General features: G+C 73.0%; 20 protein-coding genes. 8 read left to right on the forward strand and 12 right to left on the reverse strand.

Going from position 1 to position 23,615, the window contains the following annotated elements; genetic code table 11:
• Positions 1-293: 293 nt before the first annotated feature.
• From AB0I06_RS08870 to AB0I06_RS08890, 5 genes are read left to right on the forward strand one after another with little or no spacing between them, the layout of a single operon-like run.
• Positions 294-2,147, forward strand: a complete 1,854-nt coding sequence (locus tag AB0I06_RS08870) for an ABC transporter substrate-binding protein (protein WP_363118069.1) — start codon at positions 294-296, stop codon at positions 2,145-2,147.
• Between the two features lie 18 nt (positions 2,148-2,165).
• Entirely contained in the window at positions 2,166-3,212 is a 1,047-nt protein-coding gene (locus tag AB0I06_RS08875) for an ABC transporter permease (protein ID WP_363118070.1), read from the forward strand.
• Positions 3,209-4,123 (forward strand): ABC transporter permease, encoded by a 915-nt coding sequence (locus AB0I06_RS08880; protein ID WP_363118071.1) that lies wholly within the window; start codon positions 3,209-3,211, stop codon positions 4,121-4,123. The genes AB0I06_RS08875 and AB0I06_RS08880 overlap by 4 nt, the downstream gene beginning before the upstream one ends.
• Positions 4,120-5,178: an ABC transporter ATP-binding protein gene (locus AB0I06_RS08885; protein WP_363118072.1), complete on the forward strand. Its 1,059-nt coding sequence runs from the start codon at positions 4,120-4,122 to the stop codon at positions 5,176-5,178. Before AB0I06_RS08880 ends, AB0I06_RS08885 begins: the two co-directional genes overlap by 4 nt.
• On the forward strand, positions 5,175-6,233 hold the full coding sequence (locus AB0I06_RS08890; protein ID WP_363118073.1) for an ABC transporter ATP-binding protein: 1,059 nt from the start codon (positions 5,175-5,177) through the stop codon (positions 6,231-6,233). Before AB0I06_RS08885 ends, AB0I06_RS08890 begins: the two co-directional genes overlap by 4 nt.
• On the opposite strand, the gene AB0I06_RS08895 is transcribed toward AB0I06_RS08890, so the two are convergent.
• The 9 genes from AB0I06_RS08895 to rimP all read right to left on the reverse strand — a co-directional run bounded on the left by AB0I06_RS08895 (position 6,230) and on the right by rimP (position 18,027).
• Positions 6,230-7,183 carry a bifunctional riboflavin kinase/FAD synthetase gene (locus AB0I06_RS08895; RefSeq protein ID WP_363118074.1) on the reverse strand — a complete coding sequence of 318 codons (954 nt, stop codon included), beginning with the start codon at positions 7,181-7,183 and terminating at the stop codon, positions 6,230-6,232. The genes AB0I06_RS08890 and AB0I06_RS08895 overlap by 4 nt on opposite strands.
• 169 nt (positions 7,184-7,352) lie before the next feature.
• Positions 7,353-10,799, reverse strand: coding sequence for a trypsin-like peptidase domain-containing protein (locus AB0I06_RS08900; RefSeq protein WP_363118076.1), 3,447 nt, complete (start codon positions 10,797-10,799; stop codon positions 7,353-7,355).
• A gap of 261 nt (positions 10,800-11,060) precedes the next feature.
• The gene (gene truB / locus AB0I06_RS08905) at positions 11,061-11,966 is read right to left on the reverse strand and encodes a tRNA pseudouridine(55) synthase TruB (RefSeq protein ID WP_363118077.1); all 906 of its coding nucleotides are present in this window, start codon (positions 11,964-11,966) and stop codon (positions 11,061-11,063) included.
• The gene (gene rbfA, locus AB0I06_RS08910) at positions 11,963-12,412 is read right to left on the reverse strand and encodes a 30S ribosome-binding factor RbfA (protein WP_363118078.1); all 450 of its coding nucleotides are present in this window, start codon (positions 12,410-12,412) and stop codon (positions 11,963-11,965) included. The genes truB and rbfA overlap by 4 nt, the downstream gene beginning before the upstream one ends.
• 32 nt (positions 12,413-12,444) lie before the next feature.
• On the reverse strand, positions 12,445-12,738 hold the full coding sequence (locus AB0I06_RS08915) for a DUF503 domain-containing protein (RefSeq protein WP_363118079.1): 294 nt from the start codon (positions 12,736-12,738) through the stop codon (positions 12,445-12,447).
• Positions 12,739-12,870: 132 nt separating this feature from the next.
• Positions 12,871-15,981 carry a translation initiation factor IF-2 gene (infB, locus tag AB0I06_RS08920; protein WP_363118080.1) on the reverse strand — a complete coding sequence of 1,037 codons (3,111 nt, stop codon included), beginning with the start codon at positions 15,979-15,981 and terminating at the stop codon, positions 12,871-12,873.
• A 145-nt stretch (positions 15,982-16,126) separates the two neighbouring features.
• Complete coding sequence (locus AB0I06_RS08925) at positions 16,127-16,423, reverse strand: YlxR family protein (RefSeq protein WP_363118081.1); 297 nt, start codon at positions 16,421-16,423, stop codon at positions 16,127-16,129.
• Positions 16,424-16,525: 102 nt separating this feature from the next.
• On the reverse strand, positions 16,526-17,524 hold the full coding sequence (nusA, locus tag AB0I06_RS08930) for a transcription termination factor NusA (protein WP_363118082.1): 999 nt from the start codon (positions 17,522-17,524) through the stop codon (positions 16,526-16,528).
• Positions 17,525-17,526: 2 nt separating this feature from the next.
• Positions 17,527-18,027 (reverse strand): ribosome maturation factor RimP, encoded by a 501-nt coding sequence (rimP, locus tag AB0I06_RS08935; protein ID WP_363118083.1) that lies wholly within the window; start codon positions 18,025-18,027, stop codon positions 17,527-17,529.
• A gap of 239 nt (positions 18,028-18,266) precedes the next feature.
• On the opposite strand from rimP, the gene AB0I06_RS08940 reads away from it, so the two are divergent.
• From AB0I06_RS08940 to AB0I06_RS08950, 3 genes are read left to right on the forward strand one after another with little or no spacing between them, the layout of a single operon-like run.
• The gene (locus tag AB0I06_RS08940; protein ID WP_363118084.1) at positions 18,267-18,800 is read left to right on the forward strand and encodes a hypothetical protein; all 534 of its coding nucleotides are present in this window, start codon (positions 18,267-18,269) and stop codon (positions 18,798-18,800) included.
• A complete protein-coding gene (locus AB0I06_RS08945; protein ID WP_363118085.1) occupies positions 18,797-19,261 on the forward strand; it encodes a ferritin-like domain-containing protein in 465 nt (154 codons plus the stop codon). The genes AB0I06_RS08940 and AB0I06_RS08945 overlap by 4 nt, the downstream gene beginning before the upstream one ends.
• A 48-nt stretch (positions 19,262-19,309) precedes the next feature.
• Positions 19,310-20,209 (forward strand): aminoglycoside phosphotransferase family protein, encoded by a 900-nt coding sequence (locus tag AB0I06_RS08950; protein ID WP_363118086.1) that lies wholly within the window; start codon positions 19,310-19,312, stop codon positions 20,207-20,209.
• 45 nt (positions 20,210-20,254) lie between these two features.
• On the opposite strand, the gene AB0I06_RS08955 is transcribed toward AB0I06_RS08950, so the two are convergent.
• The 3 genes from AB0I06_RS08955 to AB0I06_RS08965 form a co-directional block, all read right to left on the reverse strand.
• Positions 20,255-21,955 carry a proline--tRNA ligase gene (locus AB0I06_RS08955; RefSeq protein ID WP_363118087.1) on the reverse strand — a complete coding sequence of 567 codons (1,701 nt, stop codon included), beginning with the start codon at positions 21,953-21,955 and terminating at the stop codon, positions 20,255-20,257.
• Between the two features lie 107 nt (positions 21,956-22,062).
• Positions 22,063-22,593, reverse strand: coding sequence for a GNAT family N-acetyltransferase (locus AB0I06_RS08960; protein ID WP_363118088.1), 531 nt, complete (start codon positions 22,591-22,593; stop codon positions 22,063-22,065).
• 25 nt (positions 22,594-22,618) lie between these two features.
• On the reverse strand, positions 22,619-23,467 hold the full coding sequence (locus AB0I06_RS08965; protein WP_363118089.1) for a GNAT family N-acetyltransferase: 849 nt from the start codon (positions 23,465-23,467) through the stop codon (positions 22,619-22,621).
• Positions 23,468-23,615: the final 148 nt, after the last annotated feature.

The following is a 23,615-nucleotide window of genomic DNA, read 5'->3' on the forward strand; positions in this document are numbered from 1 at the left end:
CCTCACCCGATCGGCCCCTTTCGAGGGGCCGGTCCTCTTCGGGCCCGCGCCGTTCCGACTCGGCGCGGGCCCCGGCGCGTTCCGGGGCGAAATTTGTTGCCAGGCCCTGGCCAGCGGCGCGTCAGTGGTCTCGACCAATGGGCGCGAAAAGCTCGCCAATTCGTTATTTCCGCAGGCCACAAGGGGTGAACACGCCGTTGACGGGTGGAGAGGGCCGCTGGTACACACACAACACGCATCTGACAGCTGATCAACCCGTCCTTCCCGTCCGAGCGATGACGCGAGGTCCGACCATGGGCACGAACGATCAGAAACGCAGCCTCCCGCACGGCCTCCGGCTCCTCGCCCTGGCCGGGGCCGCCGCGCTCACCCTCACCGCCGGCCTCGCCACCCCCCTCGACCCGGCGCCCCGGCAGGCCCGTGCGGCCGACGACGGCAAGAAGGTGCTGACCGTCGCGGTGGCGCAGAGCGTGGACTCGCTCAGCCCGTTCCTCGCGGTCCGGCTGCTCAGCACGAGCATTCACCGGCTCATGTACGAGTACCTGACCAGCTACGACCCCAAGGACAACCACGCCATCCCGGGCCTGGCCACCAAGTGGGAGCCGTCGGCGGACAAGCTGACCTGGACCTACACGATCCGCGGCAACTCCACGTGGTCGGACGGCCGGCAGGCCACCGCCGAGGACGCGGCCTGGACGTTCAACAAGATGATGACCGACACCGGCGCGGCCACGGCGAACGGCAGTTACGTCGGGAACTTCCGCAAGGTGACCGCGCCTAGCCCCACCAAGCTGGTCATCGAGCTGAAGAAGCCCCAGGCCACGATGACCGCGCTGGACGTGCCGATCGTGCCGAAGCACGTGTGGGAGAAGGTCTCCGACTTCTCCGAGTTCAACAACGACAAGGACTTTCCCGTCGTCGGGAACGGGCCGTTCGTGCTGAGCGGCTACAAGGCCGACAGCTACGTCCGGCTCAAGGCCAACAAGGACTTCTGGCGCGGTTCGCCGAAGTTCGACGAGCTGGTCTTCCGCTACTACAAGGACCAGGACGCGGCCGTGTCGGCGCTGCGCAAGGGCGAGGTCTCGTTCGTCGCCGGGTCGCCGTCCCTGACGCCCGCTCAGGCGGAATCCCTGAAGGGCGCGGAAGACATCCAGGTCAACGACGCCCCCGGCCGCCGCTTCTACGCCCTCGCCACCAACCCGGGTGCCAGGGCGAAGAACGGCGAGAAGTTCGGCGACGGCCACCCCTCCCTGCTGGACCAGCGGGTGCGCAACGCGCTGTTCCGGGCCGTCGACCGCGAGGCCGTCATCGACAAGGTGTTCCGGGGTCACGCCGTCGAGGGCGAGGGATACATCCCGCCGCGCTTCCAGGAGTACTTCTGGAAACCTTCCGCCCGTCAGAAACTGGCGTACGACCCGGCCGAGGCGGCCCGGCTGCTCGACCGGGCCGGGTACAAGAAGAACGGCGACGGCAAGCGCGTCGGCAAGGACGGCAAGCCGATCACCTACCGCGTGCTGTGCCACGCCACCGACCCGAACGACAAGGCGGTCGGCAAGTACCTCCAGGAGTGGTGGGGGGAGCTCGGCATCGGCGTCCGGCTCGACTGCCTGGACAACGTGACCGACCCCTGGCTCGCCGGCAAGTACGACCTGGCGTTCGACGGCTGGTCGGTCAACCCCGACCCGGACTTCGTGCTGTCCATCCACACCTGCGGGGCGCTTCCGGCGACGCCCGAGGAGACCGGCGCGACGGACAACTTCATCTGCGACAAGAAGTACGACGAGCTCTACGCCCGCCAGCTCACCGAGTACGACCCCGCCAAACGGGCGGACATCGTCCGGCAGATGGAGTCGCGGCTGTACGACCTCGGGTACATGAACGTCATGGCGTATCCGAACGCGGTCGAGGCCTTCCGGACGGACCAGATCAAGTCGATCACGACCATGCCGGCGAAGGCGGGCAACATCTACGGCCAGGACGGCTACTGGAGCTGGTGGTCGGCGGTTCCCGCGGACTCCGGCGACTCCTCCGACAACGCGACGTCGACGGGGGTCGTGGTCGCGATCGTCGCGGGTGTCGTGGTCCTGGCCGGGCTCGGCGTCTTCGCGGCGATGCGGCGGCGGGCCACCGCCGAGGAACGCGAGTGAAGCGGCGAGCGGGTACTCATGACCGCTGAGGCGACCCCCGCGCTGGTCGAGGACGAGCAGAGGACGCCCGGGCCGCGGGCACGCAAGGGCTCCGCGTACCCGCGGTACCTGGCCGGCAAGGTGGCCGGTGCCGCCGTGTCCCTGCTGGCCGTGCTCGTGACCAGCTTCTTCCTCTTCCGGCTGATTCCCGGCGACCCGGTGAAGACCATGACGGGCGGCCGTCAGGTGTCGGCGCAGCAGCTGGCCGCCTACCGCGAGGAGTTCGGGCTCGACCTGCCGCTGTGGCGGCAGTTCACGGACTACTGCGGCAAGGCGCTCACCGGCGACTTCGGCACGTCGTACCAGTTCCGCGCCCCTGTCGTCGACAAGATCACCGAGGCGCTGCCGAACACCCTGCTGCTCACCGGGACGGCGTTCGTCCTCTACACCGCGCTCGGCATCTTCCTGGGCACGCGCTCGGCGTGGCGGCGCGGCGGGCTCGGCGACCGGGTCAACACCGGCCTGGCGCTGACCCTGTACTCCATCCCGTCCTTCTGGCTCGGGCTGCTGCTGATCATCGTGCTGTCGGTGGGCATCGGCCCGCTGCCCGGCATGTTCCCGACCGGCGGCATGGAGTCCGGCGGCGAGGAGGGCTTCGCCCACGTCCTGGACGTGGCGCACCATCTGGTGCTGCCGGTGGTGACGCTGGTGGCCGTGGAGTACGGGCAGACGCTGCTGGTCACGCGGTCGGCGCTGCTGGACGAGATGGGCAGCGACTATCTGACGACCGCACGGGCCAAGGGCCTGCGCGACGACCTGGTGCGCCGCCGGCACGCCGTGCCGAACGCGCTGCTGCCGACCGTGACGCTGATCTTCATCAACCTCGGCCGGACGGTGGCGGGCGTGATCCTCGTGGAGACGGTGTTCTCCTGGCCGGGGCTGGGCGGGCTGTTCTACCAGGCGCTGAGCGTGCCCGACCTGCCGTTGGTGCAAGGGTTGTTCTTCGTGTTCGCCGCCGCGGTGATCCTGATGAACACGCTCGCCGACCTGGTCTATCCGCTGCTGGACCCCCGGGTGGCCCGATGACGACTCCGACCGCGACCGCCCCGAGCCGACGGGCCCTCGCCCGGCAGCGGCGCCGGGCGTCCGTCGCCCGCTTCTGGCGGCAGTACCGCTCCGAACGGGCGGGGCTGTACGGCCTGGCCGCGCTCTCGCTGTGCGCGCTGCTGGCGCTGTTCGCACCGCTGTTCGTCGGGTCCGACGTGAGCAGCGTGACCGCCGCGCCCGGGCGTCCGATGCAGAGCCCGAGCGCCTCGTTCCCGCTCGGCACCGACCAGTTCGGGCGCGACCTGCTGGGCCTGGTGATCTGGGGTTCGCGGGTGTCGCTGCTGGTCGGGCTGCTCGCGGCCGTGCTGTCGGTGGCGATCGGCACGCTGATCGGGGTGACGGCGGGGCACTTCAAGGGCTGGTACGCGACGGTGATGATGCGGATCACCGACTGGTTCCTGGTCATGCCGACGCTGGTGCTCGCGATCGCCCTGGCGACCGTGATGTCCCGCTCGCTGACCACGACCGTCGTCGCGATCGGCGTCACCACCTGGCCGACCACGGCCCGCCTGGTGCGCGCCCAGACCCTCGCCGTGGAGACCCGGCCGTACATCGAGCGGGCGAGGGCGCTCGGCGGAGGCCACTGGCACATCATGTCCCGGCACGTGCTGCCCAACGTGATGCCGCTGGTGCTGGCCCAGACGACTCTCATCATCTCCTCGGCCATCCTCGCCGAGGCCACGCTCGCCTTCCTCGGCCTGGGCGATCCGACGGTCGTGTCGTGGGGCGGGCTGCTCCAGGACGCCCGGGAGGCGGGCGCGGTCAGCGCCGGGGACTGGTGGTACCTGGTGCCGCCGGGCATCGCCATCGCCGTGGTCGCGCTGGCGTTCACGCTGTGCGGACGGGCCGTGGAGTCCGTCCTCAACCCCAGGCTGGGGGTGTCGCGTTGAGTCTGCTCGACGTCAGGAACCTGACCGTGACGTACGCGGGCGGGGCGGCCGCGGTGCGCGGGGTGGACCTGCGCCTGGAGGCGGGCCGGAAGCTCGGCCTGGCCGGGGAGTCCGGCTGCGGCAAGTCCACGCTGGCGCTGGCCCTGCTGCGGCTGCTGCCGGGGGGCGCCCGGATCACCGGGGAGGTGCTCCTCGACGGCGAAGACGTGCTGACCATGAAGTGGGGCCGCGTGCGGGCGGTGCGCTGGGCCGGGGCCTCCATCGTCTTCCAGGGCGCGATGCACTCCCTGAACGCGGTGCACCGCATCGGGGATCAGATCGCCGAGCCGATCCTGCTGCACAAGAAGGCCACCGCGGCGGGAGCGAAGAGGAAGACCGGCGAACTGCTGGAGCAGGTCGGTCTGCCGGCGGCCCGCGCGGACGCCTACCCGCACGAACTGTCCGGGGGGCAGCGCCAGCGGGTCATGATCGCCATGGCCCTGGCCTGCGACCCCCGGCTGATCATCGCGGACGAGCCGACCACCGCGCTCGACGTGATGATCCAGGCCCAGATCCTCCGGCTCATCGAGCAGCTGGTCGCGGACCAGGACCTCGGGCTGATCATGATCAGCCATGACCTGGCGGTCCTCGCCGACACCTGCGACCGGCTCGCGGTGATGTACGCGGGCCGGGTGGTCGAGGAGGGCCCGGCGGCGCAGGTGTACGAGGACGCCCGGCATCCGTACGCCCGCGCCCTGTGGGCCGCGTTCCCGCGCATCGGCGACCCGGCGTCCCGGTTCGCGCCGCAGGGTCTGGCGGGCGATCCGCCGGACCCGGCCGCGCTGCCGTCCGGCTGCACGTTCCATCCCCGGTGCCCGGTGGCGCTTGCGTCGTGTGCCGAGGAGGACCCGGCGCTGCGGGCGGCGGGACCGGAGCGGCGGGCGGCGTGTGTGCTGGTCGCCCCACCGGGAGCGGAGACCGTCGAGGAGCGTGCGACGACCGGCCCGGAGACTGCGCGGACCGGTTCGGCCGAGGGCCCGGAGGCCCTGGAGGAAGCGAGGCCCAGCACGTCATGACCCTCTCCCCCACGGCCTCCCAGGTCACCACGGCCCCGCTGCTGAGCGCCCAGGGCCTGTACGTCACCTTCCCCGGCCGGCACGGCGGCCCCCGGGCCCGCGCGGTGGACGGCGTCGACCTCGACATCCGCCCCGGCGAGATCGTCGCGCTGGTCGGCGAGTCCGGCTGCGGCAAGACGACCCTGGCGCGCAGCCTGCTGGGGCTGGTCGAACCGACGGCGGGGCGGGTCGTCTTCGACGGCCGTCCGCTGGACTACTCCGGCCGGTCCCTCAAGGCCTACCGCCGCCGCGTCCAGCTGGTCCTCCAGGACCCGAGCGGCTCCCTCAACCCGCGTCACACGGTGTACGACGCGGTCGCCGAGGGCTTGCGCATCCACGGGCACGGCGGCGACGAACGCACCGCGGTCGCCGAGGCCCTGTCCCGGGCCGGTCTGCGCCCCCCGGAACGCTTCTTCCTGCGCTACCCGCACGAACTGTCCGGCGGGCAGCGCCAGCGAGTCGTCATCGCGGGCGCGCTGGTCCTGCAACCCGAACTCCTCGTCGCCGACGAGCCGGTGGCGTCCCTGGACGCCTCGGTACGCGGCGAGATCCTCGCCCTGCTGCTGCGGCTGCGCACCGAACTCGGCCTGTCCGCCCTGGTCGTCACGCACGACCTGGGCCTGGCCTGGAACATCGCCGACCGGGTCGCGGTGATGTACCTGGGCCGGATCGTGGAGACGGGCGCGGTGGAACAGGTCCTGACGGCACCCCGGCACCCCTACACGCAGGCGCTCCTGTCGGTGCTCCCGGAGGCTCCCGGCGCCCCGGTGATCCTCACGGGCGAGCCCCCGGACCCGACCCACGTCCCGCCGGGCTGCCGCTTCCACGCCCGCTGCCAGATCCTGGCCGGCGGTGAGGCGGAGGCAGCGGGCGTGGCAGACGCGTGCAGGGGCCAGGACCTGGCGGTACTGGGCGGGGGCGGGGGATCACAGGTGGCATGTCACTGGGCAGGTGCGGACGCGCCCCCAAGGGGCGCGGGGAACTGCGCGACAAGCCCCCACACACCCGCGGACTAGGCAGCCCCCTCGGCCGCCACCAACTCCCTGCACTTCTCCACGTCCTGCCCCATCTGAACCAGCAGCGCGTCCAGCGTGTCGAACTTCGCCTGCCCGCGCACGAACGCCAGGAAGTCGACCGCGACGTGCAGCCCGTACAGGTCGAGCCCGACGCGGTCGATGGCGTACGCCTCCACCGTGCGCTCGGTCCCCTCGAACTGCGGGTTCGTGCCCACCGAGATCGCGGCCGGCATCACTTCGCCCTGGGCGTGCAGCCACCCGGCGTACACGCCGTCGGCCGGGATGGCCGTGTGCGGCAGCGTCTCCACGTTGGCCGTGGGGAAGCCCAGTTCGCGCCCGCGCTGGGCGCCCCGGACGACGACGCCCTCGACCCGGTGCGGACGCCCCAGGATCTCCGCCGCGCCCCGGACGTCGCCCTCGGCGACCAGTCGCCGCGTCAGCGTGGAGGAGAACGGCTCTCCCCCACCTGCCTCGCCGGTCACGTACAGGTCGACGACCTCCACCTCGAAGTCGTAGGTCTTGCCCTGCGTGGACAGGAACTCCACGTTCCCGGCGGCCTTGTGGCCGAAGCGGAAGTTGGGGCCTTCTACGACCGCCTTGGCGTGCAGCTTGTCCACCAGCACCTTGACGACGAAGTCGGCCGGGGACAGCTTCGAGAACTCGGTCGTGAAGGGCAGGATGAGCACCGCGTCCACGCCCAGGTCCGCCATGAGCTCGGCGCGGCGGTGGTGCGGGGCGAGCAGCGGCGGGTGGCTGCCGGGGCGTACGACCTCGCTGGGGTGCGGGTCGAAGGTGACGACGACGGCGGGCACGCCCAGCTCGCGCGCCCGGTCCACGGCATGCCGGATGATCAGCTGGTGCCCGCGGTGCACTCCGTCGTAGGAGCCGATGGTGACGACGCTGCGCCCCCAGTCCTGGGGGATGTCCTCCAAGCCACGCCAGCGCTGCACTGTGCCTGCTCCTTGTCGAAAGCTCGTCGAACCCGTGTCCGGTCGTTGTCCGTGGTTGCCTCGTGCGCAGGTCTAAGGGTGCCATGCCGGGTGTCCGCTGCCCGCATCGGCATGGGGGCTGTGACAGGGCGCACGGCTGCGTGCCGCGCCCCGGTGTCGGGGAGGCCGGTCACACGGGGACGCCGGAGCCCGCCAGGCTCTCGATCATCCGGTGGGAACTGGGCCCTACGAGGGCCGCCCACGCCTCGGGCGCGGCGGCCAGCCAGCCGGCGGCGCGGGCGGCGAAACCGGGTACGTGCCGCCCCAGGTCGACCAGGGCCCGGTCGAAACGGGCGGCGCCCTCCGGGGTGCGCACGAGGAGCAGTCCGACGCGATGGACGAGGTCGCGCAGGTCGTCCCCGCCGTTGCGGGCGGCGGCGTGCAGCAGCGCGTCGAGGACGTCGGTGTCGTGCTCACGGGCCAGGAGCGCGTCGCGCAGTTCGCGACGCAGCGGACGTGAGGCGGGGATGCCGGGCGGGGTGAGGACGGCGGCGAGGGCGCAGCGCAGCCGCACGTCGCCGCCTTCCAGCAGGCCGGTGACCAGCGGCAGGAGCACGGGCCGGGCGGCCGGGCCGCGGTCCAGCCGCTGGTCCGCGTACGCGGCCACCTGTCCGGCCAGTTCCGGCCGCTGCCGCGCCGCCCGGCACAGCAGCGGGGCGACCCGCCGGGCCAGACCGGGCGGGGTGGCGTCGACGAGCGCCCGCAGCGCCTCTTCGGCGTCCGGCCGCTCCAGCCGGGCCCCGAAGGCCGTGAGAACCGGCTCGGGGTCGGTCAGCAGGGCCTCGGCCAGGGCGTCCGGTGAGAACCGCGGGTCGCCCGCAGCGAAGTGCTCCAGCGCCCGGGGGAGGTAGCGGGCCCTGGTGTGGGGGTCCCTGACGAGGAGGGCGAGCGCGCCCCCGTGCAGGGCACGGTCGGCCGGGCGGGCGAGCAGGGTGAGGGCCGCGTAGCGCAGGAGGGCGCGGTCGCCGCCCGTGCGCACGTGCGGGGCGACGCGCAGTCCGTGCGCCACCGCGGCGTTCCGCCGCGCCTGACGCTCGTCACGCGCCCACCGGTCGACGGCCCGGCACAGCGCCGACGGCTCCTCCTCGGCCAGCACGGCCAGGAGTTCGTCGGCTCGCGGGTGCGCGCGGTCGGCGAGCACGTCGGTCAGCTCGTCCAGGGCACCGTGGCGGTGGGTGTGCAGCAGTGCCTGTGCGGCGGTGGCGACGGTCGCGTGCGGGGTGGCGGGCAGCGGCTGCTCGTCGTCGAACCAGTCGGCGAGGTGCGGTTGCACGGCGGTGGGGTCACCGGCGAGGAGCCCGGCGACGGCGTCCAGGAAGCGGGGCCCGGCCTCGCAGGGTGGCCCGTCGGCGTGCACCAGCCGCCGCAGCAGCGCGCAGCGCGCTTCCCCGGGCAGCCGCAGGCCGGTCCAGAAGCCCGGCCCGAGCTCCTCCGGCACGGGCCGCTCCTGACGCCGCCATGCCACGATCCGGTCGGCGAGCAGCCGCAGCACCTCCGTGTACGGGGTCGCGTCGGGCAGGGCCGTGAGCGTCCCGGTGAGCAGCCGGACGGCCCACCAGGAGCGCGGATCGGCGTCCAGCGCGTGCACCAGGTCGGCCAGCCGGGAGACCGGCCGGCCGGCTCCGTGCTGGCGGGCGAGGTACAGCAGGGCCTGGACGACCGGCCCGAGGCGGTGCCGCGGCACGGGGTCGGACTCGGCCTCCTCGCCGCGGTGGACGAGGACGTGCAGCGCCTCGTCCAGGTCGAGGTGCGCGCCCTGGAGCCAGTCGGCGAGCCCCTCGTGCGCGAAGCGGTACCCGGGCCCGGCGGGCACCAGCAGGCCCTCGGCGAGCACGGCCGACGCCCAGCCCGGGTGGCCGCCGAGGCGCGCCGGGGCGGGCCCCCACGGGAACACCTCTTCGAACGCCTGCCGGTCCAGGTCTCCCGTCCCCGGGCCGAGGCTGCGCCGGGCGGCCTCGTGCACCTGCCCGGCGACCTTCGCGGCCAGCCGGCGTACGGCGGTGCCGCGCAGCCCGGCCCCGTCGGCCAGCCGCTGGGCGATGCGCAGGCACATCAGGTCCAGGTAGGCGGCGAAGACGTCGTCCCGGTCGAGCGGGGCCGTGACCAGGACGGGGCGGTCGGCGGGGCCGTCCAGCCCGTCCCGGATCTCGGCGAGCAGCCGGAGGGTCAAGGGGTGCCGGGCGCCGGGGCCGGTGAGGGCGCCCTCGGCGATGCCGTACCGCAGCCGGGCCTCGCGGGCCTCGTCCTCGGTGAGATCGCCCAGTCGTACGCACGCGGGGCGGCGCAGCGGGTCCGACACCTCCTCCCAGTACTCGGGACGGCAGGCCACGACCAGCCGCGCTCCCGTCTCCCGCAGCCACCGCACGGTCCCCTCCGCCCAGGCGGACAGCCGCCGGGCCACCGCGGGGGGCATCTCCTCTGGGCCGTCCAGGAGGAGCAGCAGGGGCCGGCCGAGCGAACCGGTGAGGCGCGCCAAGCGCTCGGGCGTGGTGTCCGCCGGGTCGGCCGGGACCGGCGGGGAGGGCGGGTGCGGGGCCCGGGCGGCGGCCAGGACGGGGGCGGCCCGGGTCAGCGCCCGGCGGACCGCGTCCGCCACCGAGGTGTCGTCGTCGCGCAGCTCGCAGCCGCGCAGCCACAGCGTGGGCTGCCCGCCGCGGCCGCGGCGCGCGGCGAGCGCCGCGAGTTCCGTCGTACGGCCGCTGCCCGGTGGCCCGACGAGACCGAGGACGGCCGCCGGGCCGGCCGGGAAGGCGTCCAACCGGGCGGCCGCTTCCGCCCGTTCGACCGGCTCCGGGACACCGGTCCCGCCGGGCGGGCCGTCCAGACCCACCGAGGTGCCGGTCAGCTCCAGCACCCCGGCCAGGTTCAGATCGGCCCCATGAGCGGGGACCGTCGCCGCGTTCTCCGCGAGCAGTTCGGCGAGCGGGCCCCCCGCGCCGGGGATCCGGGCGCGCAGCGGTACGGCGAACCCGACGTCACGGTGGTCGGAGCTGAGGGCGGTGCCGAGGACCGCGACGACCGCGCCGGTCTGCGCGTCGAGCACGGGCCCCCCGGCCGCTCCGCCGCCCGGCCGCAGCGCGTCCCGGCCCGCCGTGCCGACTGCCAGCTCCAGCGCCTCGATGCGGTGGGAGCGGTCCGTGGCCGCGTACGTCACGGCGGCCGGGCCCAGCACCCGGGCCTCGCGCCAGCCCCCGGCGGGGATCCGCACATAGGCGCCCGTCCGCGCGCCGTCCCGCACGGTGACGGGCAGCGGCGGCACACCGAGCCCCTCGGTGCGCACCAGGGCGAGGTCCAGCGCGGGCAGCGGGGTGACCGCGTCGGCGGACACCTCCCGGCGACGGCCCCCCGCGCCGTACAGGACGAGCCGGGGCAGGCCCTCGACGGCCTCGTGGCTGGTGATCAGCATGCCGTGGTGGTCGGCCAGGAAGCCGGTGCCGCGGGGGCGGCCGGCCGGATCGTGGATGCGGACGAGGGCGTCCCCGGGGATCACCCCGTCCTCGTGTCCCGCTGGTCCGGGGCGGTCCTGGGAGCCTCGTGAGCTGTCGTCCGCCTCCCGGGACCGGTTCCGCGACGCCATCGTCGAGCCTCCCCGCCGTACACCCGTGCCCTTGTGTTCGACAGTAGGCGCGTGATGATCAGCGGGACAGATCGCTCAGCGAAAGCGCCCCCTTCCGCTCCCCCGGTTCACTCCGAGCGCCCGCACGGACGGGTGAAGGAACGGGGGCGGCGGGATACACCCTAGGGGTGGGGGAACCGAGGGGGGACCGTGGAGCGGCGGAAGTGGAGGTACCCCGTGGCCGCCGCTCCACGGGCGGACCGCCGGGCCCCCGTGCCCGCGTCAGACGAAGACGGCCAGGCTCTTGGCCTTGCCCCGCTGCTCCTCGACGAGGGCGAGGAAGCGGCCCTCCTGATCGAAGACGGCGACGGGACCGGCGCCCGCGTAGGTCTCGGGCATCTCGAGCCGCACGCCGTTGGTGAGCAGCTTGGCCCGTCGGGCGTCGACGTCCCAGCGGCGGAACGCGGCCGCGGCGGCCTCGGCGATCGGCATCACGGTCAGTTCCTGCTGGAGCTGGTCGAGCGTGCGGGCCGCGTCCAGCTTGTAGGGGCCGACGCGGGTGCGGCGCAGGGCGGTGAGGTGACCGCCGACCCCGAGGTCGGCTCCCAGGTCGCGGGCCAGGGCCCGGATGTAGGTGCCGGAGGAGCAGACGACCGACACGACCAGGTCGAGCACGGCCGTGCCGTCCTCGGCGACGGCCTCTCGCACGTCGTACACGCCGAACGAGGAGACGGTCACGGGCCGGGCCGGGATGTCGAACTCCTCGCCGTCCCGGGCTCGCTTGTAGGACCGCACGCCGTTGATCTTGATGGCGCTGACCTTGGACGGCACCTGCATGATGTCGCCGGTCAGCTTGGCGACCCCGGCGTCGATGGCGTCCCGGGTGACCTGGGAGGCGTCCGTGGTGGAGGTGATGTCCCCCTCGGCGTCGTCCGTGAGGGTGTTCTGGCCGAGCCGGATGGTGCCCAGGTACTCCTTCTCGGTCAGCGCGAGGTGGCCGAGGAGCTTGGTGGCCCTCTCGACGCCGAGGACGAGGACGCCCGTCGCCATCGGGTCGAGCGTGCCGGCGTGCCCGACGCGTCGCGTCCGGGCGATGCCGCGCATCTTGGCGACGACGTCGTGCGAAGTGAAGCCCGACGGCTTGTCGACGATGACAAGGCCGTCGGGCGTGGTGTGCTTCTGGGTCATTCGGCGGTGTCGTCCGTCTCGTCGTCCTCGGGCTTGCGGTACGGGTCGGCGTCGCCGGCGTACTTGGCGCCCGCGGAGGCCTCGCGCACCTTCTCGTCGGACTGCCGCGCCTTGTCGAGGAGGTCCTCGATGGCGCGCGCGTTGTCCGGGAGGGCGTCCATGACGAAGGCCAGGGTCGGCGTGAACTTCACCCCCGCGGCCCGGCCCACCTCGGAGCGCAGGATGCCCTTGGCGCTCTCCAGGCCGGCGGCGGCCGCAGCGCGCTCCTCGTCGTCCCCGTACACCGTGTAGAAGACGGTCGCCTCCCGCAGGTCACCCGTGACCCGGGTGTCCGTGATGGTGACGTGCGAGCCGAGCCGCGGGTCCTTGATCCCGCGCTGCAGCTTCTGGGCCACCACCTCTCGGATGAGGTCCGCCAGCCTCTTGGCGCGCGCGTTGTCGGCCACTGGTCCGTCTCCTTAAGTGCTTTCTTGTTGCTTCAGTCTTCGTCGCTGTGGAGCCTGCGTCGAACCGAGAGCAGTTCGACTTCGGGCCGTGCCGCGACCAGCCGCTCGCAGCGGTCCAGTACGTCGGTGAGGTGTCCCGCCTCCCCGCTGACCACGGCGAGCCCGATCTCGGCCCTGCGGTGGAGGTCCTGGTTGCCCGTCTCCGCCGCGCTCACGCCGTACTTGCGCTGGAGTTCGGCCACGATCGGACGGACGAGAGAGCGTTTCTCCTTCAGCGAGTGGACGTCGCCGAGGAGCAGATCGAAGGACAGAGTCCCCACATACATGTGTGATCCGGATGTCCCGCCGGTTCGGGGTACGGGCGCCGCGCTTGGACGCCGATACGGGAACCGTACACGCAACGGCCGGGGCCGATCGACGGAATAAGTCCCGCCGACCGGCCCCGATCGTGACTCAGGTTAGACGCGCGGCTTCTCGCGCATCTCGTACGTCGCGATGACGTCGTCGACCTTGATGTCGTTGAAGTTGCCGAGGTTGATACCGCCCTCGAACCCTTCGCGGATCTCGGTGACGTCGTCCTTGAAGCGACGCAGACCCTCGATGTTGAGGTTCTCCGCGACCACCTTGCCGTCGCGGATGAGGCGCGCCTTGGTGTTGCGCTTGACCTCGCCGGAGCGGATGAGAACACCCGCGATGTTGCCCAGCTTGGACGACTTGAAGACCTCGCGGATCTCCGCCGTACCGAGCTCGACCTCTTCGTACTCCGGCTTGAGCATGCCCTTGAGGGCCGCCTCGATCTCCTCGATCGCCTGGTAGATGACCGAGTAGTACCGGACGTCGACACCCTCGCGCTCGGCCATCTGCTGCGCACGCCCGGCGGCGCGCACGTTGAAGCCGATGACGATGGCGTCGGAGCCCATGGCCAGGTCGATGTCGGACTCCGTGACCGCACCGACACCACGGTGCAGGACGCGGATGTCGACCTCTTCGCCGACGTCCAGCTGGAGCAGCGAGGACTCGAGCGCCTCGACGGATCCGGAAGCGTCACCCTTGATGATGAGGTTGAGCTGCTGGATCTCGCCGGCCTTGAGCACCTTGTCCAGGTCCTCGAGGGAGACGCGGCGCGTGCGCTTGGCGAACGCGGCGTTGCGCTCACGGGCGGCGCGCTTCTCGGCGATCTGACGGGCCGTACGGTCCTCGTCGACCACCAGGAAGTTGTCGCCCGCACCCGGGACGTTGGTGAGGCCCAGGACCTGCACCGGCGTCGAGGGACCGGCCTCGGCGACGCTGTTGCCGTTGTCGTCGTGCATCGCCCGGACGCGGCCGTACGCGTCGCCGACCACCATGGTGTCGCCGACCCGCAGGGTGCCGCGCTGGACGAGGACCGTCGAGACGGCACCGCGGCCGCGGTCGAGGCGGGACTCGATCGAGATGCCCTGCGCGTCCTGGTTCGGGTTGGCCCGCAGGTCGAGCGAGGCGTCGGCCGTCAGGATCACGGCCTCCAGCAGGGAGTCGATGTGCAGACCCTGCTTGGCGGAGATGTCGACGAACATGGTGTCGCCGCCGTACTCCTCGGCCACCAGGCCGTACTCGGTCAGCTGACCGCGCACCTTGGTCGGGTCGGCACCCTCGACGTCGATCTTGTTGACCGCGACGACGATCGGGACCTCGGCCGCCTTGGCGTGGTTGAGCGCCTCGACCGTCTGCGGCATGACGCCGTCGTTGGCCGCGACGACCAGGATCGCGATGTCCGTCGACCGCGCACCACGGGCACGCATGGCGGTGAACGCCTCGTGACCCGGGGTGTCGATGAAGGTGATCTTGCGCTCTTCGTCGTTGACCTCGGTCGCGACCTGGTAGGCACCGATGTGCTGGGTGATGCCGCCGGCCTCGCCCGCGATGACGTTCGTCTTGCGGATGGCGTCGAGGAGCCGGGTCTTGCCGTGGTCGACGTGACCCATGACGGTGACGACCGGCGGGCGGACCATCAGGTCCTCCTCGTCGCCCTCGTCCTCGCCGAACTCGATGTCGAACGACTCGAGGAGCTCGCGGTCCTCCTCCTCGGGGCTGACGATCTGAACCGTGTAGTTCATCTCGTCGGCGAGGAGCTGCAGCGTCTCGTCGGAGACGGACTGCGTGGCCGTGACCATCTCGCCGAGGTTCATCATGACCGCGACGAGCGACGCCGGGTTGGCGTTGATCTTCTCCGCGAAGTCGGTGAGCGAGGCACCGCGCGACAGGCGAACGGTCTCGCCGTTGCCGCGAGGCAGCATCACACCGCCGACCGACGGGGCCTGCATGGCCTCGTACTCCTGGCGCCTCTGCCGCTTCGACTTGCGGCCACGACGCGCGGGACCACCGGGACGGCCGAAGGCACCCTGCGTGCCACCACGGCCACCGGGACCGCCGGGACGGCCACCGAAGCCGGGACGGCCACCGCCACCGGGACCACCGGGACGACCGGCGAAACCGCCGCCACCGCCACCGGGACCACCGGGACGACCGGCGAAACCGCCGCCGCCGCCACCGGGACGGCCGGCGAAGCCGCCGCCACCCGGGCGACCGCCGCCGCCACCGGGACGACCGCCGCCACCGGGACCGCGGCCACCGGGGCCACCGCCGCCGGGACGCGGGCCGGCAGCCGGACGCTGCGGCATCATGCCGGGGTTCGGACGGGGACCGCCGGGACCGCCGCCGGGACGGGGGCCGCCACCCTGCGGGCGGGGCATGCCGCCCGGGGTCGGACGCGCGCCGCCCGGAGCCTGCGGACGAGGACCGCCGCCGGCACCCTGCGGACGGGGACCGCCCTGGCCCTGGCCCTGCGGACGCGGGGCGCCACCGGGCGCACCGGGACCGCCCGGACGCGGAGCACCGCCGGGACGGGGCGCCTGCGGGCGCGCCATGCCGGTGGAGCCGCCGGAGGTGAAGGGGTTGTTGCCCGGACGGGGACCCGCCGGACGGGCGCCGGGACGCGGGGCGCCGCCACCCGGACGCGGAGCGCCGGGACGGTCGCCGCGGTCACCACGGCCCTGGCCGCCCTGGCCGGAACCACCCGGACGCGGGGCACCCGGACGCGGCGCCTGGCCGGCCGGACGCGGGGCGCCCGGACGCGCGCCGGAGCCCGGGCCCTGACCCTGCGAGGCCGGTGCGGCGGGAGCCGACGGGGGCGCGGTGAACTCGGGCGTCGTCGGAGCCGGGGACGCCGGGGCGGGCCGCGGCGCGGGCTTCGGGCCCGGGGTGGGACGGGGGCCGGGAGCAGCCGGCGCGGCGGGAGCCGCGGGCTTCTCGGCGGCGGCCGGCTTGGGGGCCGGCGGGCGCGGGGCGGCCGGACGGGCGGCCTGCGCGGGAGAGGGGGCGCCCGGCTTCGCCGGGGCAGCCTTGCGGGCGGGGGCGGACTTGCCGCCGCCACTGCCCTGCTGGAGGGCGTCCGTCAGCTTGCGTACAACAGGCGCTTCGATCGTCGAAGACGCCGAACGGACGAATTCACCGAGTTCCTGGAGCTTGGCCATGACGACCTTGCTCTCGACACCGAACTCCTTGGCGAGTTCGTAGACCCGGACCTTAGCCACTTCGCTCCTTTGAGGTCCGGGTTGCGTCCGGACCGTCGCTAGTTCATGGGCGTACTCATCGCGTACTCATCGAGTGCTCATCGCAATCTCGACCTGCTTTCGACTCGCGAGGTACCTAGCCGCACGGGGTTCCGTACGGCACGTCTTACCGTGTTGCCTGCTCGGCAACTGTCGTCCGCTCGACGTATCGGCGCAACGCCTTTGTGTCGAGCGGTCCCGGGACGCGCAGTGCCCGCGGGAACGCCCGGCGGCGTACCGCCTGGTCGAGACAGACCGGTGCGGGGTGAACGTACGCACCCCGGCCGGGCAGCGTACCGCGTGGATCAGGGACGCATGCGTCCTCGATCGCCACGATCCGCAGCAGCCCGGCCTTGGCCGCTCGCTCCCGGCACCCCACACACGTGCGTTCAGGGCAAGCTCGGTCGCGCGTCCGGCCAGACACAGTTAAGTCTACCTCCCCGTGCGCGCCTCACCCCTTTGGGGCAGGATTCGAACAGTTGGCGCGCATGAACCTGTCGTGATCTGAACGGCCCGCGGCTTGGATCTATTCCTCGGATCCGTTCCCGGCCGGTTCGGTGTCCGGGCGGATGTCGATCCGCCAGCCGGTCAGCCGGGCGGCGAGGCGGGCGTTCTGCCCCTCCTTGCCGATGGCCAGGGACAGCTGGTAGTCGGGCACGGTCACCCGGGCGGACCGGGTCGCCATGTCCACGATCTCCACCTTGGAGACCCGGGCCGGGGACAGCGCGTTCGCCACCATGTCGGCCGGGTCGTCCGACCAGTCCACGATGTCGATCTTCTCACCGTTGAGCTCGGCCATGACGTTGCGCACGCGGCCGCCCATGGGGCCGATGCAGGCGCCCTTGGCGTTCAGGCCGGAGCGGGTGGACCGCACGGCGATCTTCGTGCGGTGACCGGCCTCACGGGCGATCGCGGCGATCTCCACCGACCCGTCGGCGATCTCGGGCACCTCCAGGGCGAAGAGCTTCTTCACCAGGTTGGGGTGCGTGCGCGACAGCGTCACGGACGGGCCGCGGACGCCCTTGGCCACCCGGACCACGTAGCTGCGCAGCCGCATGCCGTGCTGGTAGGTCTCCCCGGGCACCTGCTCCTGCACCGGCAGGATGGCCTCGAGCTTGCCGATGTCGACGAGCACGTTCTTCGGGTCGCGGCCCTGCTGGACCACACCGGTGACGATGTCGCCCTCACGGCCGGCGTACTCGCCGAGCGTCGCGTCGTCCTCGGCGTCGCGCAGGCGTTGCAGGATGACCTGCTTGGCCGTGGTGGCGGCGATACGGCCGAAACCGGACGGGGTGTCGTCGAACTCGCGGGCCTCCTGGCCCTCCTCGAGGTCGTCGGGGTCCTCCTTCGCCCACACGGTCACATGGCCGGTCTCCCGGTTGAGCTCCACGCGCGCGTGACGGCGGCTTCCCTCGGTGCGGTGGTAGGCGATGAGGAGGGCCGACTCGATCGCCTCGACCAGCAGGGGGAAGGAGATCTCCTTCTCCCGAACCAAGCCCCGCAGGGCGCTCATGTCGATGTCCACGGCTACGCCTCCTCTTCCTTCTTGTTGTCCTTGCGGCTGAACTCGACCTGGACACGCGCCCTGACGATGTCGTCGAAGGCGAGTCTGCGCGCGGTGGGCTTGCGGCCCTTCACGCCGGGCACCTCGGTGTCGACACCCTCGTCGTCGACCTTCAGGATCCTGGCGACCAGCTCGCCGCCCTCGGCCAGCTGGAACTTCGCCAGCCGGTCGGTGGCACGCACGTAGTGACGGTGCTCGGTGAGGGGGCGCTCCGCGCCCGGGGTGCCGACCTCGAGGGTGTATTCACCCTCGCCCATCGCGTCCGTCTCGTCGAGCTTCGCCGAGAGCGCGCGGCTCACATCGGCGATCTGGTCCAGGTCGGCGCCCGTGTCCGAGTCGACCACCACGCGCAGCACACGCTTGCGTCCGACGGAGTCCACCTCGATCTCTTCGAGATCCAGGCCCTGGGAGGTGACGAGCGGCTCCAGTAGCTCTCGCAGCCTCTCGCTCTGGGTGGTGCTCATCCGGGTGACTCCTCGGCCGCGTGTGCTGTTGTGGGATGGGGCGCGTGTCTGGTCAAAGGGTATCCGGTCGCAGGGAGTGTTGCCGTCCACCCGGTCACGAACGGTGCCGCTGAGTGATGCCGGGCAAGGGCCCGGGTACCGTGATCACGGGCGTGCAGCCCTCGCAGTCCTTTCTTTCTCGAATGCTTCGCGAATGCTTTTCGAATGTTTCTCGACACGAGCCCCCGAGGACGTCTGACGTGCCGTTCCCCCCATCGCCGCGTGCCCGCTCGGGGCCGCGCAGAAGGAGCCTGCTCGCGGTCGCCCCGGCGGCCCTCGCCCTGTCGGGGTGCACCGGCGGGGACTCCGGTGGCCCGGCCGCCGCGTCGGCCGCCGACCGGGCCCGCGCGCGTGCGGCCCGGGACAGCGAGGCTCTGGTCGAGCGGTACGACGCGGTGATCGCCGCCCGGCCCGGGCTCACGGGGCGGCTGCGGCCGCTGCGCGAGGAGGTCGTACGGCATGCGCGGGCGTTCGGAAGTGACCGCAAGGCGTCGCCCCCGGCGTCCGCTTCCGCGTCGCCCTCGGCCTCCGCTTCGGCCTCGCCGTCCCCGTCCCCTGCCGTGCCGGGCAACGACAAAGAGGCCCTCGCCGGGCTCGCCGCTGCGGAGCGGGAGCTCGCGGACCGGCGGACCAAGGCGCTGGGCGCGGTGCCGGGTGAGCTGGCGCGGCTGCTGGCGTCGGTGGCCGCGGCCGGGGCGGCGCACGTGTTCCTGCTGACGGAGGGCGACGCGTGAGCGAGGCGAAGGACCGGGAGCTCAGGGCCCTCCAGGCGGCTCTGGCGGCCGAGCACGCGGCGGTGTACGGCTACGGCGTCGTCGGCGGGAAGATCGGCGACGGGCGGCGCGCCGAGGCCGTCACGGCCTACGACGCGCACCGGGCGCGCCGGGACGCCCTGGTGCGTGAGGTGAAGGACCTGGGAGGCCGGCCGGTGGCCGCGTCCGCCGGGTACGCGCTGCCGTTCGCCGTCCCGGACGCGGCGGCGGCCGTACGGTTCGCCGCCGAGCTGGAGGACCGGGTGGCCGGGATCTACGCCGACCTGGTGCGCGCGGCGGCCGGCGGGCGACGGGCCCTGGCCGCCGAGGCGCTGCGGGAGGCGGCGGTGCGAGCCGTGCGCTGGCGCGGCGGGAGCGTAGCCTTCCCTGGGCTCGCCGAGCGGGCCGGCACGGCCCCGCCCTCGGCGGCGCCGACGGCGTGACCCGCGCGGGGCACGCACCGCGCACAGCACGAAGGGAACGACTCGCGCATGGTTGTCGAACCGCCTGAGCGCCTGGTCAGGGCGCTCAGGGAGACCGCGCCCGAAGGTGACGACTGGCTGGAGAAGCTGCCCGAGGCGGTGCGGCGTGCCGTCGCGCTACGCGAGTTGACCGTGGAACGGGTGCAGGTGCCCGGCGGGCGCAGCAGCCTGGTCGTGCTGGTGCGTACGGCCGAGGGGACGCCGGCCGTGCTCAAGCTGGCGCCGGGCCGGGCCCGCCCGGAGGCGGAGCGTGCCGCGCTCGCGCAGTGGGCCGGGCGGGGTGCCGTGCAGCTGCTCGAACCGTTCTCGACGGAGGGCGTCCTGTTGCTGGAGCGGCTGCATCCGGACGTCTCGGTGCGGACGCTGCCGGAGGCGAAGGCCCTGCTGGAGGCGGCGGGGACGCTGCGGCGGCTGTGGGTCGAACCGCCCGCGGTGTTCCCCTTCGAGACCGTGACCGAGCGGACCGGCCGGCAGGCCGAGGCGATGCGGGCGCGGGCGCAGGCCGATCCCGAGGTGGCCCCGCTGGTCGACCTGGCCCTCGCGGCGCGCGAGGAACTGCTGGCCTCGCCACCCGAACACCGGTTGCTGCACGGCACGTTCCGGCAGAGCAAGGTCCTCGCCGGGACGCGGACGCCGTGGCTGGCCGTGGGGCCCGACCCGGTGGTCGGCGAGTGCGCGTTCGACCTGGCCCGGCTGGTCCGGGACCGGGTCGAGGACCTGATCGCCCAGCCGTCCGGCGCGGCCACGACCCGGCGGCGGGTGAAGCGGCTGGCCGAGTCCCTGGACGTCGACCAGGACCGGCTGCGGGGCTGGACCTTGTTCCGGGCCGTGGAGTCGGGGGTGCGGGCCGGCCGGGTCGGACGCCCCCGCGACGCCGAACTGCTCCTGGAATTCGCCGGGTGGCTGTAGGGAGCCGGGCGGACCGAAGGGGTCGGCCGCCCGGCGCTCTCGGTACTACGCCGTGAGGCGGGCGACGGCCTCCTCGACCGTCAGTTCCTCACGCTCGCCGGTACGGCGGTCCTTCAGTTCCACCACGCCCTCGGCCGCGCGCCGCCCGGCCACGAGGATCCGCGGTACGCCGATCAGCTCGGAGTCCGTGAACTTGACGCCCGGGGAGACGCCGGGGCGGTCGTCGACCAGGACGCGGACACCGGCCGCGGCCAGCTTCTGGGAGATGTCGAGGGCCAGCTCGGTCTGCAGGGCCTTGCCGGCGGCGACCACATGGACGTCGGCCGGGGCGACCTCGGCGGGCCAGCACAGGCCCTTGTCGTCGGCGGTCTGCTCGGCCAGGGCGGCCACCGCGCGGGAGACGCCGATGCCGTAGGAGCCCATGGTGACGCGGACCGGCTTGCCGTTCTGGCCGAGGACGTCGAGCTTGAGGGCGTCGGCGTACTTGCGGCCCAGCTGGAAGATGTGGCCGATCTCGATGGCGCGGTCCAGCACGAGGCCCGTGCCGCACTTGGGGCAGGGGTCGCCCTCCTGCACGACGACGACGTCGACGTAGGCGTCGACCTCGAAGTCACGGCCCGCGACGACGTTCTTGGTGTGGGTGCCGGCCTTGTTGGCGCCGGTGATCCAGGACGTGCCCGGGGCGACGCGCGGGTCGGCGATGTAGGTGACCTTGTCCAGGCCCTGCGGTCCGACGTAGCCGCGGACCAGGTCGGGGCGGGCCGCGAAGTCCGTCTCGGTGACCAGCTCGACGGTGGCCGGGGCGAAGTGCGCCTCGACCTTGTCCATGTCGACCTCGCGGTCCCCGGGGACGCCGACGGCGACGATCTCGCCGTCGACCTTCACCAGGAGGTTCTTCAGCGTGTCCGAGGCCGGGACGCCGAGGGAGGCGGCGAGGGTCTCGATGGTCGGGGTGTCGGGGGTGGGGATGTCCTCGGCGGCGGGCACGCTCGCCGCGTCGACGGGCTTCAGCTCGTACGTGATCGCCTCGGTGTTGGCGGCGAAGTCGCAGTTCGGGCAGTCGGCGAAGGTGTCCTCGCCGGCCTCGGCGGGGGCGAGGAACTCCTCGGACTTGGAGCCGCCCATGGCGCCAGCGGTGGCGGCGCAGATGCGGTAGTCGAGGCCGAGGCGCGCGAAGATCTTCTGGTAGGCCTCGCGGTGCAGGGCGTAGGACTTGGCGAGGCCCTCGTCCTCGGTGTCGAAGGAGTAGGAGTCCTTCATCAGGAACTCGCGGCCGCGCAGGATGCCGGCCCGGGGGCGCGCCTCGTCGCGGTACTTGTTCTGGATCTGGTAGAGGATGACCGGCAGGTCCTTGTAGGAGGACGCCTGGTCCTTCACCAGGAGGGTGAAGATCTCCTCGTGGGTGGGGCCGAGGAGGTAGTCACCGCCCCTGCGGTCCTGGAGGCGGAACAGCTCGGGGCCGTACTCCTCCCAGCGGCCGGTGGCCTCGTAGGGCTCGCGCGGCAGGATCGCGGGGAGCAGGACCTCCTGGGCGCCGACGGCGTCCATCTCCTCGCGGACGATCCGCTCGACGTTGGCCAGCACCTTCTTGCCGAGGGGCAGCCAGCTCCAGATGCCGGCGGCGGTGCGGCGCACGTAGCCGGCGCGGACGAGGAGCTTGTGGCTGAGGACCTCGGCGTCGGCCGGGTCGTCGCGCAACGTCTTCGCCAACAACTGGGACATGCGCTGGACCGGTACGTTCGCCATGGTTCCTCTGCTCCTGCTGCTGGGGATCCCCCCGCCCGGGCGGGCCCGGGAGCGGGGGAAGGTGATGGCAGGAGGTTAGCCGGGGGGTGCGCGGCGGTGGAAATCGGTTAACGGCGGCGCAGCGGCAGGGGGGCGCCCATCACGGCGTACGGCTTCGGCGCGCTGGGGAAGAGGACCTGGCGGGCCAGGTCCTGGTAGCCGAGGGAGCGGTAGAGGGCGCGGGCGGGGCTGTCGGTGTCGATCGCGGAGAGGATCGAGCGGGGTTCGGCGGCGCCGTCGGTGATGGTGGTGATCAGGGAGCGTCCGACTCCGCGGTTCTGGTACGCGGGGTGGACGTGCAGTTCGGTGATCACGAAGGAGTCGTCGAGCCAGTGGTCGTTGTGCCGGTCGCGCAGGTAGGGCTCGACGACGGTGGACCACCAGTGGGTGCGGTCGTTGGGCATGCCGTAGACGAATCCGACCAGGTCGCCGCCGGCCGTGGCGCCGAGGGCGCGGGCGCCGGGGTAGGTCATGTGGCGGAGGACGATCTGGCGGCGGACGGCGACTTCGTCGGGGCCGAGACCGAAGGCCACGGCTTGGACGGCCAGCGCCTCGTCGACGTGGGCGGAGAGGTCGAGGGGGCCGATCACCAGGTCCATGGCGGGGAGCCTACAGGGGGGTGATTCAGAACAGGACGCTCATGAAGGCGCCGACCTCCCGGAAGCCGACCCTCGTGTACGCGCGCCGGGCCGCGGTGTTGAAGTCGTTGACGTAGAGGCTGACGACGGGGGCGACGTCGGCCAGGGCGTAGCGCAGTACGGCCGCCATGCCGGGGGCGGCCAGGCCGGTGCCCCGGTACTCGGGGGCCACCCACACGCCCTGGATCTGGCAGGCGCGGTCGGTGGCGGCGCCGATCTCGGCCTTGAAGACGACCTTGCCGTCGGAGTCGAAGCGGGCGAAGGCGCGTCCGGAGCCGACGAGTTCGGCGACACGGGCCTGGTAGAGCAGGCCGCCGTCGCCGGCCAGCGGGGAGACGCCGACCTCCTCGGTGAACATGGCGACGCAGGCCGGCATGATCGTTTCCATCTCGTCCTTGCGGACGCGGCGGACGTAGGGGTCCGGGGTGAGGTCGGCCGGGAGCCGGTCGGTGACCATGAGCGGCTGGTGGCGGCGGACCTCGCGGGCCGGTCCCCAGTGGGGTTCCAGCAGCCGCCACAGGTCGGAGGTGGCGCCGGAGGGGCCGACGATGGAGGAGCAGCGGCGCCCGGCCCGGCGGGCGCGGTCGGCGAAGGCGCGGACGGCGCGCGGACCGGCGCAGATGGGGACCAGGTTGGCGCCGGCGTAGCAGAGGGACGTCAGCGTGCCGTCCTCGTACCAGCCCCACATCTCGCCGCCGAGCCGCCACGGGTCGAGTCCGGCGATCTGCACGCGGGACGTGACGAAGGCGTTCGCGACCGGCTCGCGGTCGAGGACGGCGAGGGCGGCGTCCAGGTCGCTCGGTTCGAGGACCCGTGAGGTGGTCTGGGTCAACACGTGCGGGCCTCACGAACTGGGGTGGCTGGTCTCCGCACTATAGCTGCGCTGCCTGAGCGGGACGCCCCGGAGCTCGGGAGTGACGGTATGACGGCGTCCGCGGGTGCGTCGTGGCCGTTCGCGCAGTTCCCCGCGCCCCCAGAAGAGC

Origin of the sequence: Streptomyces sp. NPDC050674, from assembly GCF_040654575.1 — a bacterium.
GTDB lineage: Bacteria > Actinomycetota > Actinomycetes > Streptomycetales > Streptomycetaceae > Streptomyces.

Bases quoted from the DNA above. Each gene is read 5' to 3' on its own strand.
- AB0I06_RS08870 (WP_363118069.1), top strand. From the start codon at position 294: ATGGGCACGAACGATCAGAAACGCAGCCTCCCGCACGGCCTCCGGCTC.
- AB0I06_RS08875 (WP_363118070.1), top strand. From the start codon at position 2,166: ATGACCGCTGAGGCGACCCCCGCGCTGGTCGAGGACGAGCAGAGGACG.
- AB0I06_RS08880 (WP_363118071.1), top strand. From the start codon at position 3,209: ATGACGACTCCGACCGCGACCGCCCCGAGCCGACGGGCCCTCGCCCGG.
- AB0I06_RS08890 (WP_363118073.1), top strand. From the start codon at position 5,175: ATGACCCTCTCCCCCACGGCCTCCCAGGTCACCACGGCCCCGCTGCTG.
- AB0I06_RS08900 (WP_363118076.1), bottom strand. From the start codon at position 10,799: ATGGCGTCGCGGAACCGGTCCCGGGAGGCGGACGACAGCTCACGAGGC.
- truB (WP_363118077.1), bottom strand. From the start codon at position 11,966: ATGACCCAGAAGCACACCACGCCCGACGGCCTTGTCATCGTCGACAAG.
- AB0I06_RS08915 (WP_363118079.1), bottom strand. From the start codon at position 12,738: ATGTATGTGGGGACTCTGTCCTTCGATCTGCTCCTCGGCGACGTCCAC.
- rimP (WP_363118083.1), bottom strand. From the start codon at position 18,027: ATGAGCACCACCCAGAGCGAGAGGCTGCGAGAGCTACTGGAGCCGCTC.
- AB0I06_RS08950 (WP_363118086.1), top strand. From the start codon at position 19,310: ATGGTTGTCGAACCGCCTGAGCGCCTGGTCAGGGCGCTCAGGGAGACC.
- AB0I06_RS08955 (WP_363118087.1), bottom strand. From the start codon at position 21,955: ATGGCGAACGTACCGGTCCAGCGCATGTCCCAGTTGTTGGCGAAGACG.
- AB0I06_RS08960 (WP_363118088.1), bottom strand. From the start codon at position 22,593: ATGGACCTGGTGATCGGCCCCCTCGACCTCTCCGCCCACGTCGACGAG.